We start from the raw sequence: 12,513 nt of genomic DNA, 5'->3' as shown, positions 1-12,513 counted from the left end.
AAGGCCCGTCATAGCCACAAGCTAAGCCAAAAAACCCGGTTTCGACCGGGTTTTTTATTTTTGCAACATTCTCTGCAAATCTGCGTCTCGGTAAGAGAAGGAGTCCCCCATGCGCAAACATCTCAACTGGCTGGTGATAGTCGTCCCACTGTTCCTAATGATTTTAGGTAATGGAATCGCCTGGCCCCACCTGGCTGATCGCATTCCCATTCATTGGAATTTCAAGGGCGAAGTCGATAGCTGGGGAGGCAAGGGCATGATCTGGCTTTTGCCGTGCCTCTTCCTCTGGACTTCGTTTCTTCTGAGTATGATCACCTTAAGACTCCCAGGTCCCCATGACGATGCCAATCGCAAATCCGTCCTTTGGGTGCAGACGGGCATCGGCATCCTTTTCGTCTACATCCAGGGAGCCATTCTCAAGGTGGCCTCCGATTTGAAAACAGGCCTCTCCAGTGTGTTTATCGTGTGGGGCTTCGGCATTTTCATGATCACTCTCAGCTGGAGCTTCAAGGCCTGCAAACGCAATAACCTGGTTGGCATTCGAACGAAATGGACACTGGCGAGCGATGAAAACTGGGATCGCACCCATCGCTTTGCAAGTTCCATTTTCACCCTGGCCGGCAGCCTAATGATCGGCACGGCTTACTTTGTGAATCTTTTGGCCCCCGCCGGAATTTTCTTTACGGCGGGCGGACTTTTTCTGGCCGCAGTCCTTGCGACCCTCATCTATTCCTATAGGCAAAGACCAGCATGATTCGCCGCTATTTCACCCTGATCATGATGGTCGCACCCTTTGTGGTGGGTCGGACTTTCCGCGTGAGATTCCCCTGAGCTGGAATGCTCAAGGGCATCCCGATGCCTGGGGATCACGGCAACATCTATGGCTCTCGGGTTCGGTCGTCCATTCCTATCAGCTGCATAAAGGCTCCAGGTCTGCACCCGTCTCGTGATCGTCGAGCTGCTGACTCAATCCGACGATTTCAATCGCCCGCATCAGCGCCCGATTGATCGGCATCATCTCCAACGCCCAGGATCCGCCGATTTCCACCAATCTTTCATGCGCCGGCGTGAGGCAGGGAATGGCGAGCGAGCCGCTTTTCAATTGGGCTTCAACCTTTTGAATGCGCTCCGCTTCCAGCTTATGCAGGACGCGGCAGGCTCCATAACGCGGCTGCCCCGTTTTATCCCGTGAGCCCATATAACCAAAGAGCCGACATAGAACAGGACGGTGATCATAGCTCCGGCAGCGGCCTTTTTCCGGCTGACCCGGCAGCGCTTCGTACTGCGCGCAGGTCATCCCGCTCGCCTGCAGCCTTTCGATGACCGGGTCCACTTCGTCCCTTTCAAATAGAAAAAGGGCAAGCGGCAGCATTTCCGCTACCGTGGTTTCCACATGCGGACTGAGGCAACACGCCCCGCAACCGGGCGGGCAATGCATACCTGAACCTTTTACAAAGGATGCGACGTCCCGGTCGAGCTGTGCATAAAGATCCATGATGTCCGACGCTATCTGCGTCCATCTCTGATTCGACATGACATAGCACCGTGATGGAAAGTGGATAAGAAAATGATGCTACCATGGGTGGCAGCGAGTGGCTAAAGGCTTTCAAGGAGGGGGATGCGCCCCCGCGTTGACGTGGGGGCTAATGAGGATGATCAGTCAAGCGACTTGAATATCGCTTCCTGCTTCGTCTCCTGCATATCAATCGAGGACCTCACATCCATATCATGCTCGATGCAGGCCAGGGACATCACAAAATCCTGGATGAAAAGCGCGAGTCCGATCATCAGCAGAATCAGGGCCAGGATGAAAAAGAACTGTGGGATATAAAGCGCTTCGAGTCCATAGGTCAGCGAGAAAAACAGCACGAAAATCGTGATCGAAATACTGAAGATCGACACCACGCCCATGATGATGGACGTCCTGAGAAGCCGCGCGCGCTTATAAAGAGAACGCAGCTCACGATTCAGGTGATCCACTCCGATTTCCTTCCGATAGAGTTTCGGCCCGTCGCGGAGCAGAGTCCGGATGCGATCGATCACGCGTCCGTAACGCAAAGCCATGGTCGAAAGAATACCGCCGATACCTGTGATTAAAAACACGGGTGCGATGGACGCGGACATAAGTTTGGCCAGTTCAGAACTGTCCGTTGCCAACATGCTGGGAATCTCCTTGAGGGGGTCTTTCCATCTTAACAAAATGACGGACTTTACTTCACATGTCAATTCGACATTATTAATCCGCGGTAAGATTGCTCTCTTAATCAATGAGCATCGCAGCTGTCAAGAAGCGGACTGGTATTCTTCAGATTCCAGGTCTAGGATGTGTCCTCAACCAATTCGTTCGGACCTCAGGACCTAAGCATGCAAATCGCGACAGCCTTCGGGGCGGCATTAAAAAAAATTCGGCGCTCCCGTTCCTTGAGCCAAAAGCAACTGGCGCTGGATTGTGGCTTGGATCGTACCTTCATTTCCCTTTTGGAACGCGGCAAAAGGCAGCCGAGCCTCGGCACTGTGTTTCAGATCTCGAAGGCCTTGGACATTCCGGCGGTTGATATCATTCGATACACCGAAAAAGCCATGACACGCCCGGGACGGCGCCAGCTTCCTCTCAGGCGTTGAGGGTGCTCGTCCGTGACGGAAGGGAAGCCTGAGGAAGGAGTACCGTGAAGGTGGCTCCACATCCTTCGCCTTCGCTTTTCGCCAGAACCGTTCCCCCATGCATGTCCACAAGGTGTTTGACCATGGCCAACCCCAGGCCAAGCCCCCTGTTGGCGTGTGCCCCCGAGAGGCGGCCCGGTTGAAAACAGTAAAAGAGCTGGGCGATATCCTCGGCGGCGATCCCCTTGCCCGAATCGCTCACTTTAAAGCGCAGATACGAGTCCGCTTGATCGAGCGTGACTCTGATGCAGCCTCCGTCATCGGTGAACTTGGAGGCGTTGGATAAAAGATTCCAGAATACCTGATGAAGACGCGCCCCATCTCCATGCAGGCGCAGAGGAGCTTCCGGTATCATGGTTTCAAGCGTCTGCTGACGGGATGCGATCGTGGGCATGATGCTGCTCAGAACTTTTTCCACGAGTTCCCTCGCGTCCAGTTCCTCGCGAACCAGATGGACGGATCCTGAAATCATCTGCGAGATATCCAAAAGATCCTCGATCAGGCGCGACTGATGCCGGACACTGCGCTCGATCGTGTGCAGGGCATCCTGAGCCCGCGCAGGATCCACATCATCGGCTTGCATCCTCAGCACCCAACCCGTCAGCGCTGTCAGGGGCAGCTTGAGTTCATGCGACACGGCCGCGAGAAAATCGTCTTTGACCTTATACTGCCGCACGCTGTCCGCACGCCCATGCTCAAGAGCGCATCGCTGCTCGTCCCAAAGACTCAAAAGCCGCGCCTTATGCAGGGCCACTCCCAGCTGGCCAGCCAGGATCGTAAGGGTTTCCAGATAATCGTTGATGTCTTCACCGTATTCGAGCGTGATATGAATCTGGCCCAAAAACTGCTCGTGCCTTGCAAGGATGGGAATGCTGATGTGCTGCCGCACCGAGGCGATCCGCGGCATCATCGACACAAAACTCTTATCCTCGTTTTCATGGGGAATCGCGGCTCCGAGTGGACCTCGGGCAGGGATCAATTTGATCACGGCATGCGCATTCTGCAGAAGCGAGCGCAGCGCCCCATGCGCGATCTGGCAAATTTCGTGCTCGGTCGTGGCACCGGCCAGCGCGAAGGCCGAGTCGCTCAGGATTCTCCAGCCGGTGATTTCGCGATGCTTTTCCTTATGCAGGGCCAGCTGCTGCAGAAGGTTATCGGAGAATATTTCCAGCATATGACCGTGCATGCGCAGGCGATCCCCTGAAATCGGCGCCATCATGCGAATCTGCTGCCAGATTTCTTCCAACGGAATTTCAAGCACGTTCGCAAGGTGTTTCAGCGTCTCCGAATCCGCTCCGTGCTGAGGCACCCAGCCCAGCACAAAAACAAGGGCCACCTCACCCTGGTGGGAACAGGGCAGGGCGAGTTGCCCGAAAAGCCCTAGAATGGATTCCTGAACGGCCTCTTTCTGCCGAACGCAGCCCTGGACCAGCTGCCGTTCATGAGCCAGGCCCCAGCCGCCTTCATCCCATATGCCCGCGCGCGCCAAACGCGAGGCGAGACTCTGATTGAAGCAGGGCCCGCACAAGCGCCTTCCCTTGGGATCGTAAAGGCTAATGACCAGACCTGAAACCTGAGCAAATTTGAAAAGAGGTTCCGTCCATACGGAACGATCCAGGAACGGCTGTTCACCATCACCAGGGATTTGCTGCATTCAGCGTCCTTTCCTGCTCCGGGCTTTGCCTGTGCTCTCTTTTTTATCCTTGAGCGAGGATTTGGGCAGCTTGGACTTCGGCAGAGGCTTGCCCGCTGCCACATGCTCATCAATGATCGGACTGTGCCGCGTCGGAGCCCGGGCCAGGACACCGTAATAGCTGGACAAGGGCAGCTGCGGCACGCGTTCCACGCCCTCGACGGACTTATCATCGAGGATGGTGATGCCGCCCTGCTCGATCCGATATTCCCGCGTGCGATGATCGGGTTGACTGCCGCGCGACTTGGGAATGGTGATGGCCCGACGGATCATGGTGGAAATTTCAATGTAGTTCAGCAGCACGATGCTATCGGCGATGGCCGAGGACTTCATGCGATCATTGATCTGGGAAATCCCGAGCAGCTCGGGGCATTCAAAGTTGAAGATCGTGGTCACCATGCGGCCTTTCAGATAATTGGCCAGCGCCACAGAAAACTCACGGGATTCATCGGGCAAGGCGTTTTCATAGGTCGCCACGGAGTCGATGACCACCCGCGTGACATTGTGTTTTTCCACAAGGCCTTTGACCCAATAGAAATGTTCATCGAGTTCCACTTCCAACGGCGAATCGTAGTGAAGAAGGATATGCTCCGCTTCGTGGAGGCTACGGAAGTCGAGTCCAAGAGCATCGGCGTTTCTTAGGATTTGCTCGGGATGCTCATCCAAGGATACCAGAAGGCAGCGCTCCTGCGCTCGGGCGCCTTCGCTGAGGAACTGCATCCCCAAAATGGTTTTTCCCGTGCCCGAAACACCGCTGACCAGAGTGATGGAGCCTTTCAAAAGACCACCGCCGAGCATGCTGTCGAGCGACGCATTGCCCGAGGAAACGCGATACGTGGAGGTCGGCTGCTCCTCATTATCCCGAGGACGGGCATAAACGCGGGGAAAGACGGAAATGCCGTGCCCTTCGCGAATCTTAAGAGAGTGCCATCCCGAGATAAAGTCCTGGCCGCGCGACTTGGCTATTTCAATCGAGCGATGCACGCTGCGGCGCCTGGCCTGTTTGCGCAGGGTCATGACAGTATCACCCAGGTACTGTTCGGCCAGCGCCCCGGTTTCTCCAACAGGCCGGGTGCTGCTGATTTCTGTCGTGATCATGGCGGTCACCGGAATCTTGATCAGCTGATCGAGCAGTTTATGAAGTATGGCGCGCAATGCATAAGGACCGTTCTGCTCCGCCATGATTCGCAGCGGTGTCAAACTATCTATCACCAAGCGTTTCGCGCCCAGTCGATTCAGCTCCTGAAAGACAGGGCCTTCGCCATTCTGCAGATCATCCCAAAGGCCCTTCGGTTCCGGTTCCAGGATTTTCAATTTGTCCTGGCGCTCCAGTTCGAGCAGATCCCAACCAAAGCCCGCCGCATCCCGTCGCAGCTTTTCCGGCGAGGTTTCGAAGCTGAGCAGAAGCCCCGGCTCATTCATCTCCGCCGCGCCTCGATAAAGAAATTCCAACGCCAGCGTCGTTTTCCCGGTCCCGGGCATGCCCTCGAGAATGATCACGTTGCCCAGCATCACACCGCCGAGCAGGATATCATCCAATCCTGAAATTCCTGTCGGAACAAGCTTTCTCGTTTGAAGACCGTCCAAGGCCATAGTCGTCTCTTCGTGCGTTTCACGTTGAAGGGTTGCGCAAGAAAAATAGCCGGAATTTTCGTTCTTCGCAAGGTTCTTTGCAAGAAAAGAACGGCCCAGCATCTCGGTGATCAGAAAAAAAATGCAGACAATTGTCTGCAGCGTTCACAGGTATAAATCAGCGATTCCATCATGTTAAAGAATCCGGGAAATAAGGTGCGAAAAGGTGCGTGCGTTTTAATTAATTTCTGACGCAGAGCAAGGGATTGAAAAAATGGATACTGCGCATTACTGTTGAATGTCGTTTGAATAATATTGGAATCACACGATGAAAAATGATCCGACCGATCGCACCGTGGATCTCACCAACTGTGACCAGGAACCCATTCACATCCCTGGATCCATTCAGCCTCATGGCGTGCTTGTGGGAATCAAGGAAAGCAGTCGGGTCATTGAACTTGTCAGCAACAATATTTTCGATTTCTTCGGATACTCGGCCGAATCCATTCTGCAAAAAGACATTTCGATACTGTTTGATGAGCCCAGCCTGAAGAACATCTTCGACTGCCTCGGCAGCGTGAGTGATCCGCGCCTCTGCGGACCTTTGGAGGTCAAGCATCAGAACGCGGGCCAGAGCCGCCTGATGCAGGGCATTCTGCATCGCAGCTCGGGTCTTCTCATCATCGAGCTTGAGGATCATGGAAGCAGCGCAAACGGAATTTTCGACAATTACCATCTGCGCCTGCGGCAAACCATCTCCGGCATGCGGGAGATGGATAGGGTAGATGAGATGTGTCATCGCGCGGCGCAGGAGGTCAAACATCTGACAGGATTCGATCGCGTCATGCTTTATCGCTTTGACAGCGATTGGAATGGCCAGGTGGTGGCGGAAGCCAGGGAAGCCCACCTGGAGCCTTTCCTGGGCCTTCATTATCCGGCCTCCGATATACCGGAGCAGGCCCGGCGCCTTTATACCATCAATAGGCTGCGCCTGATTGCAGATCGCGATTACACCCCGGCTCCTTTGATCGCCCATTCTCAGTCCAAGCTGCACGAACCCATTGATTTGAGCCATTCCGTTCTAAGGAGTGTGTCACCCATTCACCTGCAGTATCTTCGCAACATGGGCGTTGAGGCGTCCATGTCGGTTTCTCTGGTGCAGGAGGGAAAGCTCTGGGGACTGATCGCCTGCCATCACTATGCCCCCAAGCATGTGTCCTACGATGTGCGACTCGCCTGCGAATCGCTCGCGCAGATCCTATCCTGGCAGATCGCATCCCGTGAACGTAGCGATCATAATTCGCCGCGCGCGGCCGCCGCCCAGTTCATGTCGGATATCCTCACCAGCGCTGCCGCAGCCTCATCTTTGATCGAAGGCCTTTTGCAGCGCTCGGCGGATCTTTTGCAGCTGGTGCAGGCTCAGGGCGTAGCCATCAAATATCGGAATCAGATCGCGACTGCGGGCGTCACGCCGAGCAAGACCGACATTACCGAGCTGGTGGCCTGGCTTCAGGCTCAGGATAAAAAAGACGTTTACGTGACTCATAAACTGTCCAGGGATTTTCCGGAAGCCGCGCGTTTTGCTCATACCGCGTCTGGCATCATTGTCATTCATCTGCATTCCGGACACGACGATTGCATCATCTGGTTTCGACCGGAGTTGGTCAGCATCGTCAACTGGGCTGGAAATCCCGGCAAGATTCAGGATCCAGAAACCAATCGTCTGACCCCGCGCGGTTCTTTTGCGCTGTGGCAGGAGACGGTGAACGGACAATCGCAGCACTGGCTTGATTGGCAGGTGGAAGCGGCCACGCGTTTTCTTTATCTCCTGGTTGCCAGCATCGTGCGTAAGGCTGAGGAGATTGAAAACCTGAACCGGGAGCTGCAGTATGCGAACCAGGCCAAGGATGAATTTCTGGCCATGGTCTCGCATGAACTGCGAACGCCTTTGAATTCCATGATCGGCTGGATGCAGATGATACGCGGCGGGCTTTTGCATGAAAGCGAATATGAAGATGCCTATCAAACCATCGAGCGCAATGCCTATGATCAGCTGCAGCTGATCGAGGATCTGATCGATATCTCGCGCATCGTCAGCGGCAAGATGCAGATCCACGCCGAGGTCATCGATGTGAATCGCGTGCTGCAGAATGCCATCAGTTCGGTGAAGCCCGCGCTTCAGTCCAAGGGTATTCAGCTGATCAATAACCTTAAGCAGCCGGTCATGGTCTATGCTGATCCCGATCGTCTGCAGCAGGTTTTTTGGAACCTTCTGAACAACGCTGTGAAATTCACGCCCAAGCAGGGGCGCATCGACCTTGAATTCGCGCAGGAGGATTCCAACGTCCGCATATCCATCCAGGACAGCGGTCAGGGTATCGAACCCGACCTTCTGCCTTTCATTTTCGATCGCTTCCGTCAGGGCGACAACAGCATGGCCCGCAAGCATCTGGGACTCGGCTTGGGCCTTGCCATCTGCCGTCACTTGATAGAACTGCACGGTGGTCGCATCCGGGCGCATAGCACGGGCAAGAATCAGGGGGCGCGTTTTGAGATCGAACTTCCGATCGCGCCTTTGGACATGGCCGTGCAGGGACTACGGGAGACACCGAGTGATTTTTTTCGCCTGGAGTGTCCGCCCGTCCTGCAGAACAAGCGCATTCTCATAGTCGATGATGAGCCGGCGTCACGCAAGGTTCTGGCTCTGGTCTTCACGCGGCTGGGGCTGACTGTGGAGCTGGCGGAAAGTGGCGAGGCGGCGCTGCAGATTCTGATCGGCAAGACCTTTGACTTTATAGTTTCCGACATCGGCATGCCGACGATGGATGGTTTTCAATTCGCCGAGGCCCTTAGGGCCCGTGGACGCACAGGAGGCGGCGCGATTCCGGCGATTGCCCTGAGCGCCTATACCCGAGGGCAGGATAAAACCCGGGCCTTTCGCAGTGGGTTTCAGGCTCATGTGGCGAAGCCCGTGGATATCAAGGAATTGCTTGAGGTGATGGAAAAGCTGTGTGAGAGCGGGACTTGAAACGTGGGGCGCGGGGGTTTTGAAAGACCTCCGCGGTTCGGGAGTCTCCGCGGTTTGGAAAATCTCTACAATTCGAAAAAAACTTTCCGTTTTCACAGCCGAAAAGAAAAAACCTCTCTGTTTTCACAGAGAGGTTTTAATCTTCGAATTTAAGTGGCGGGAGCGACGGGACTTGAACCCGCGGCCTCCGGCGTGACAGGCCGGCGTTATAACCAACTTAACTACACCCCCATCCGACGAGTTGTGAAGATACAGAAACTGGTTCCGCTTGTCCAACTTTTTTTTCAAAAAAATGAAGAATTTCAGCACTCTGCAATGACACGTCAAAAAGCCTCTCTCAGGGTTACTGAGAGAGGCTTTTATTTTTCTCGCTTAACGCGATACCTTGCAAAAATGGCGGGAGCGACGGGACTTGAACCCGCGGCCTCCGGCGTGACAGGCCGGCGTTATAACCAACTTAACTACACCCCCGCTAGGAGGACTCCATAATTATTGGTTTCAGATATTTTTGTCAACACCAAAGCCTGAAAAAAATTTCATTTCTTGGGCGAGAAGACGGTCGTACTTTCAAACAGCCATTTGGCAAGCTCTTTAGCCGATGACTCCCCTATCAAAAGCAGGTAGTAATCGTTACCATAGTTGGTGGCGATCAAATTCTCGTTCTGTCCTTTGAGGGAAGGGATCTCCGTTTGCAGCGCCATAGGCGAGCCTTCCAGGTCCTTGCCATACTGAAAGAACCAGGCATCCTTATGCACGAAGCTGCGCGTCTTCGGAAAGTGCCGCTTGGCAATCGGGAACATGGCCAGGCTGAACTGGGCGCCTTCAGGATGTTTCAGACGCATCATCAGCAGCGGGCGTTCATCCAGAGTCGTCTGACTGACGTTGAGCAGCTCATACTTCACAGCCGCTCTTTTCATGGCAAGGCCTTCATACGGCGTCAGCTGCTGCATCACAGCGTTCACCTCTTCCTTGTCCCAGGTCTTGCCGTCATGCCCCGGTGCGGGCGGATTTTTATGAAAGGCCACGAACTTTTCCACGAGCGCCGGGAAAGGCCCGATCTTCGAGCTTTCCACGCTGCGTGGAACTTTCTTGATGACGATGGTCATGTAAACAGCAGTCAGTGCTACCAGAGCGGCCAGAATCCAAAATACCACGCGGGCGTTGTAGGTCTTTTTGATCGTTGCATTCATCGAGCGTATCCTTAGACAGGTAAACGTTTGGTTCGAAGGGAAACATCAGGCTGCAGCGTCATCCAGGATAGAAACGCCGGATAACGGCGGCTCTGCAGCTTGAAGGCATCGGAAAATATTTCACGCCGCGGGGGCTGGCCACCGGGCAATCGAGCAAGCAAGGCGCGATATGGAGCGCTGCCGAACACAGCAGCCACTCTTTGATCAGCCCGCAGAGCACTCGCACGGCTGAACCACCAGAAGACGATCGCGCCCGGCAGAGTCAGAATCAGAATCAGACCGCCAGTGACAAAGAGTTCCGCAAAATCAGACGAGGTCGCTTCCTCTTCCGTCTGTCTCAGGCTGGTCCCCATCAGAAAGGCCAGCATGCGGGCCACATAAAGGGTGAAGGCGAAGATCATGCCTTCCATGAAAGCGAGGCCGATGAGGTCGCCACTTTTAAAGTGCAGGAGTTCGCGGCCCATCAGAATTTCCAGCTCGTCCTCGTTCAGGTTCTGAACCGCTCCGCGCGAGAGCACCAAAGTGCTATTTTTCAGGCTAAATCCTGCGATATACGCATTGATTTCCGGCTGCTCGTAAATCCCGAGCTGAGGCGCACGCGCGAGCTTCAGTCGCGTCACCGTCTTTTTCAAAACTGCCTCAGCGCGCGCGACATCCGCATCGACCTGATCCAGGGGCAGAAGGTCCACGCGCATGGCCCAGTTGGCAATGTGCCGCGACATGAAAAGGCAGCTGAATCCACCGACCAGGGCCCAGATGGCCAGCATGATCAGAACATTTTCGGGATTACGATCCCACTCAGCGAAGTGGGGAGCCAAAGGAATGACTTCGTACCAGAAGACAAAGGTCCCCATGATGCCAACGAAGGTCAGGAGCGAACCCAGGATTTGACGCAGCATAGGGCTGTCCTTCCTAAAGGGTGGCGGCTGCCGTCGAGGTCTTGCTTTGCGGGTGCAGGTCAGCCGTCGACGCTTTCTTTTCGGTTCGCATGGTCTTCAGCATATCATCCAGGGCGGCAATTTCCTGCTCATTCAGCTGACCCTTGACCCGGTAGCGCACACGTCCTTCCCCATCAATCAGGACACTTTGGGGAATGGCGCGGACTTTATACGTGACAGCCGTCGTGCCTTCCTCGTCCAAAAGCACGGTGAACGGCGTATCCTCCAGCATTCCCGAACCGCGCAGCGCGGCCTCGGTTTCATAGCTCGACACACCGATCACGATCATCGACCCGTCCTGATGCTTCTTGACAAGCTCCGCCAGGATCGGTTTTTCTTCGCGACACGGCGCGCACCAGCTGGCCCAGAAATGCAGAAGGACCGTTTGGCCCTTCAGGTCAGCCAGCGTCACGTTCTTTTTCCCGGCCAGCGAATCAGGCTTCACCAGCTTCTGCAGGGGCAGCTCGAAGGCAGGAGCGATTTCAAAACGCTCGTACTCGACCAGCTTGTCATCCAGATCACTGAACCAGCGCTGGATGGCAAAATAGGATCCGATCAGCACCACAACGGCGAAGACGGAAATGGGCCAGGACTTACTGTTGTTCTTCTGCGTTTCCACGTTTGACGGCTCGAATAAAGAAATAAATCACCGATCCCATGAAGATCAGCGGAATAAACGACAGCCAGGCCGTCGAGTAATTGTAAGCCTGCCGCACAGGTTCCGGCGTTGCCCCTGTGCAGCTTGCACAGGCCAGGACATCCGGGGCCTTCAGAGTCAGAACACAAAACGCCAGCAGGAGAAGCCGATCAGAAATAGACGAGACCATAGAAAAGAGGCCAGATAAGGACGATGAAAAACCAGAAAATCTGGAGTGCTTTGAAATGATCACTGTTGATCCTTCCCCGACTCATCAGTCGGTAAACTATCATCATAGCCAACACACCCGAGGCCGCGTGCAGACCGTGGCTGCCCACCAGGAGGAAGAAGGTCGCGCCGAAGACGCCCGAGGTCATGGTCAGACCGTAGCGAATCAGCTGGATCCACTCATATCCCTGAAGCGTGACAAAGAAGAGTCCGGTGACGATCGCCAAAGCAAAAAGAGTACGGGCCTTTTCTTTGCCGAAATTGCGACCAGCCAGGAACAGGAACACACCGCTGCTCAGAAGCACGAGAGTATTAAAGCCCGTGGTCAGGATCGGCAGACGTACGGATTCAGGCGGAGACCAGACGCCGGCTGTGGACTTGATCACAGTATGCGAGCTGACCAAGGCGAAAAAGAACATGATCTCCGTCGTAACGAAAATCAGCATACCAAAAACGCTACTGGGGATGGCAGTCTTGCGAGCAGGTCTTGATCCCGCGGATAGACTCATAGTCTGAGCCATAGGGACTCCTTGAGGGACAAGCAACCCGGCCGTATGGCACGACCG

The 12,513-nt window shown here is 54.8% G+C and carries 12 protein-coding genes and 2 tRNA genes; 3 read left to right on the top strand and 11 right to left on the bottom strand.

All coding sequences use genetic code 11. The features are described 5' to 3' along the window. Nucleotides 1-109: 109 nt before the first annotated feature. The gene (locus tag VFO10_RS01560) at nucleotides 110-754 is read left to right on the top strand and encodes an SdpI family protein (protein WP_325136905.1); all 645 of its coding nucleotides are present in this window, start codon (nucleotides 110-112) and stop codon (nucleotides 752-754) included. A 156-nt stretch (nucleotides 755-910) separates the two neighbouring features. Here VFO10_RS01560 and VFO10_RS01555 read toward each other — a convergent pair whose 3' ends face one another. Both VFO10_RS01555 and VFO10_RS01550 read right to left on the bottom strand, forming a co-directional pair. After that, the gene (locus VFO10_RS01555) at nucleotides 911-1,534 is read right to left on the bottom strand and encodes a YkgJ family cysteine cluster protein (protein WP_325136904.1); all 624 of its coding nucleotides are present in this window, start codon (nucleotides 1,532-1,534) and stop codon (nucleotides 911-913) included. A gap of 122 nt (nucleotides 1,535-1,656) precedes the next feature. Next, a complete protein-coding gene (locus VFO10_RS01550; protein WP_325136903.1) occupies nucleotides 1,657-2,160 on the bottom strand; it encodes a DUF2721 domain-containing protein in 504 nt (167 codons plus the stop codon). 204 nt (nucleotides 2,161-2,364) lie between these two features. On the opposite strand from VFO10_RS01550, the gene VFO10_RS01545 reads away from it, so the two are divergent. Continuing rightward, nucleotides 2,365-2,622 carry a helix-turn-helix transcriptional regulator gene (locus VFO10_RS01545; RefSeq protein WP_325136902.1) on the top strand — a complete coding sequence of 86 codons (258 nt, stop codon included), beginning with the start codon at nucleotides 2,365-2,367 and terminating at the stop codon, nucleotides 2,620-2,622. Here the strand turns inward: VFO10_RS01545 and VFO10_RS01540 are convergent. Together VFO10_RS01540 and VFO10_RS01535 are read right to left on the bottom strand one after the other, a co-directional pair. Then, the gene (locus tag VFO10_RS01540) at nucleotides 2,612-4,315 is read right to left on the bottom strand and encodes a HAMP domain-containing sensor histidine kinase (RefSeq protein WP_325136901.1); all 1,704 of its coding nucleotides are present in this window, start codon (nucleotides 4,313-4,315) and stop codon (nucleotides 2,612-2,614) included. The two genes, VFO10_RS01545 and VFO10_RS01540, sit on opposite strands and share 11 nt — an antisense overlap. After that, nucleotides 4,316-5,947: an ATPase domain-containing protein gene (locus VFO10_RS01535; RefSeq protein WP_325136900.1), complete on the bottom strand. Its 1,632-nt coding sequence runs from the start codon at nucleotides 5,945-5,947 to the stop codon at nucleotides 4,316-4,318. Nucleotides 5,948-6,254: 307 nt separating this feature from the next. Here VFO10_RS01535 and VFO10_RS01530 point away from each other — a divergent pair, with 307 nt between their 5' ends. Beyond that, nucleotides 6,255-8,954, top strand: coding sequence for an ATP-binding protein (locus tag VFO10_RS01530; RefSeq protein WP_325136899.1), 2,700 nt, complete (start codon nucleotides 6,255-6,257; stop codon nucleotides 8,952-8,954). Between the two features lie 154 nt (nucleotides 8,955-9,108). Here the strand turns inward: VFO10_RS01530 and VFO10_RS01525 are convergent. From VFO10_RS01525 to VFO10_RS01495, 7 genes are all read right to left on the bottom strand, one after another. Beyond that, nucleotides 9,109-9,185 (bottom strand) — tRNA-Asp (locus tag VFO10_RS01525). A 163-nt stretch (nucleotides 9,186-9,348) separates the two neighbouring features. Next, nucleotides 9,349-9,425, bottom strand: a tRNA-Asp gene (locus VFO10_RS01520). A gap of 65 nt (nucleotides 9,426-9,490) precedes the next feature. Next, nucleotides 9,491-10,144: a hypothetical protein gene (locus VFO10_RS01515; RefSeq protein ID WP_325136898.1), complete on the bottom strand. Its 654-nt coding sequence runs from the start codon at nucleotides 10,142-10,144 to the stop codon at nucleotides 9,491-9,493. Nucleotides 10,145-10,155: 11 nt separating this feature from the next. Then, the gene (locus VFO10_RS01510; protein WP_325136897.1) at nucleotides 10,156-11,043 is read right to left on the bottom strand and encodes a M48 family metalloprotease; all 888 of its coding nucleotides are present in this window, start codon (nucleotides 11,041-11,043) and stop codon (nucleotides 10,156-10,158) included. 13 nt (nucleotides 11,044-11,056) lie between these two features. Continuing rightward, a complete protein-coding gene (locus tag VFO10_RS01505) occupies nucleotides 11,057-11,701 on the bottom strand; it encodes a TlpA disulfide reductase family protein (RefSeq protein WP_325136896.1) in 645 nt (214 codons plus the stop codon). Further along, a complete protein-coding gene (locus VFO10_RS01500) occupies nucleotides 11,676-11,909 on the bottom strand; it encodes a hypothetical protein (protein WP_325136895.1) in 234 nt (77 codons plus the stop codon). Before VFO10_RS01500 ends, VFO10_RS01505 begins: the two co-directional genes overlap by 26 nt. Further along, nucleotides 11,890-12,468 carry a cytochrome c oxidase subunit 3 gene (locus VFO10_RS01495; RefSeq protein WP_325136894.1) on the bottom strand — a complete coding sequence of 193 codons (579 nt, stop codon included), beginning with the start codon at nucleotides 12,466-12,468 and terminating at the stop codon, nucleotides 11,890-11,892. The genes VFO10_RS01500 and VFO10_RS01495 overlap by 20 nt, the downstream gene beginning before the upstream one ends. Between the last annotated feature and the right edge of the window lie 45 nt (nucleotides 12,469-12,513).

Source organism: Oligoflexus sp., assembly GCF_035712445.1.
GTDB lineage: Bacteria > Bdellovibrionota_B > Oligoflexia > Oligoflexales > Oligoflexaceae > Oligoflexus.
Note: the sequence above shows the minus strand (reverse complement) of the source record. Positions and strands in the feature narration are given on the sequence as shown.

What these genes read in the sequence shown, in the direction of transcription:
- VFO10_RS01515 (WP_325136898.1), bottom strand. Translation starts at nt 10,144, where the DNA reads ATGAATGCAACGATCAAAAAGACCTACAACGCCCGCGTGGTATTTTGG.
- VFO10_RS01545 (WP_325136902.1), top strand. Translation starts at nt 2,365, where the DNA reads ATGCAAATCGCGACAGCCTTCGGGGCGGCATTAAAAAAAATTCGGCGC.
- VFO10_RS01560 (WP_325136905.1), top strand. Translation starts at nt 110, where the DNA reads ATGCGCAAACATCTCAACTGGCTGGTGATAGTCGTCCCACTGTTCCTA.
- VFO10_RS01550 (WP_325136903.1), bottom strand. Translation starts at nt 2,160, where the DNA reads ATGTTGGCAACGGACAGTTCTGAACTGGCCAAACTTATGTCCGCGTCC.
- VFO10_RS01510 (WP_325136897.1), bottom strand. Translation starts at nt 11,043, where the DNA reads ATGCTGCGTCAAATCCTGGGTTCGCTCCTGACCTTCGTTGGCATCATG.
- VFO10_RS01540 (WP_325136901.1), bottom strand. Translation starts at nt 4,315, where the DNA reads ATGCAGCAAATCCCTGGTGATGGTGAACAGCCGTTCCTGGATCGTTCC.
- VFO10_RS01500 (WP_325136895.1), bottom strand. Translation starts at nt 11,909, where the DNA reads ATGGTCTCGTCTATTTCTGATCGGCTTCTCCTGCTGGCGTTTTGTGTT.
- VFO10_RS01495 (WP_325136894.1), bottom strand. Translation starts at nt 12,468, where the DNA reads ATGGCTCAGACTATGAGTCTATCCGCGGGATCAAGACCTGCTCGCAAG.
- VFO10_RS01535 (WP_325136900.1), bottom strand. Translation starts at nt 5,947, where the DNA reads ATGGCCTTGGACGGTCTTCAAACGAGAAAGCTTGTTCCGACAGGAATT.
- VFO10_RS01530 (WP_325136899.1), top strand. Translation starts at nt 6,255, where the DNA reads ATGAAAAATGATCCGACCGATCGCACCGTGGATCTCACCAACTGTGAC.
- VFO10_RS01555 (WP_325136904.1), bottom strand. Translation starts at nt 1,534, where the DNA reads ATGTCGAATCAGAGATGGACGCAGATAGCGTCGGACATCATGGATCTT.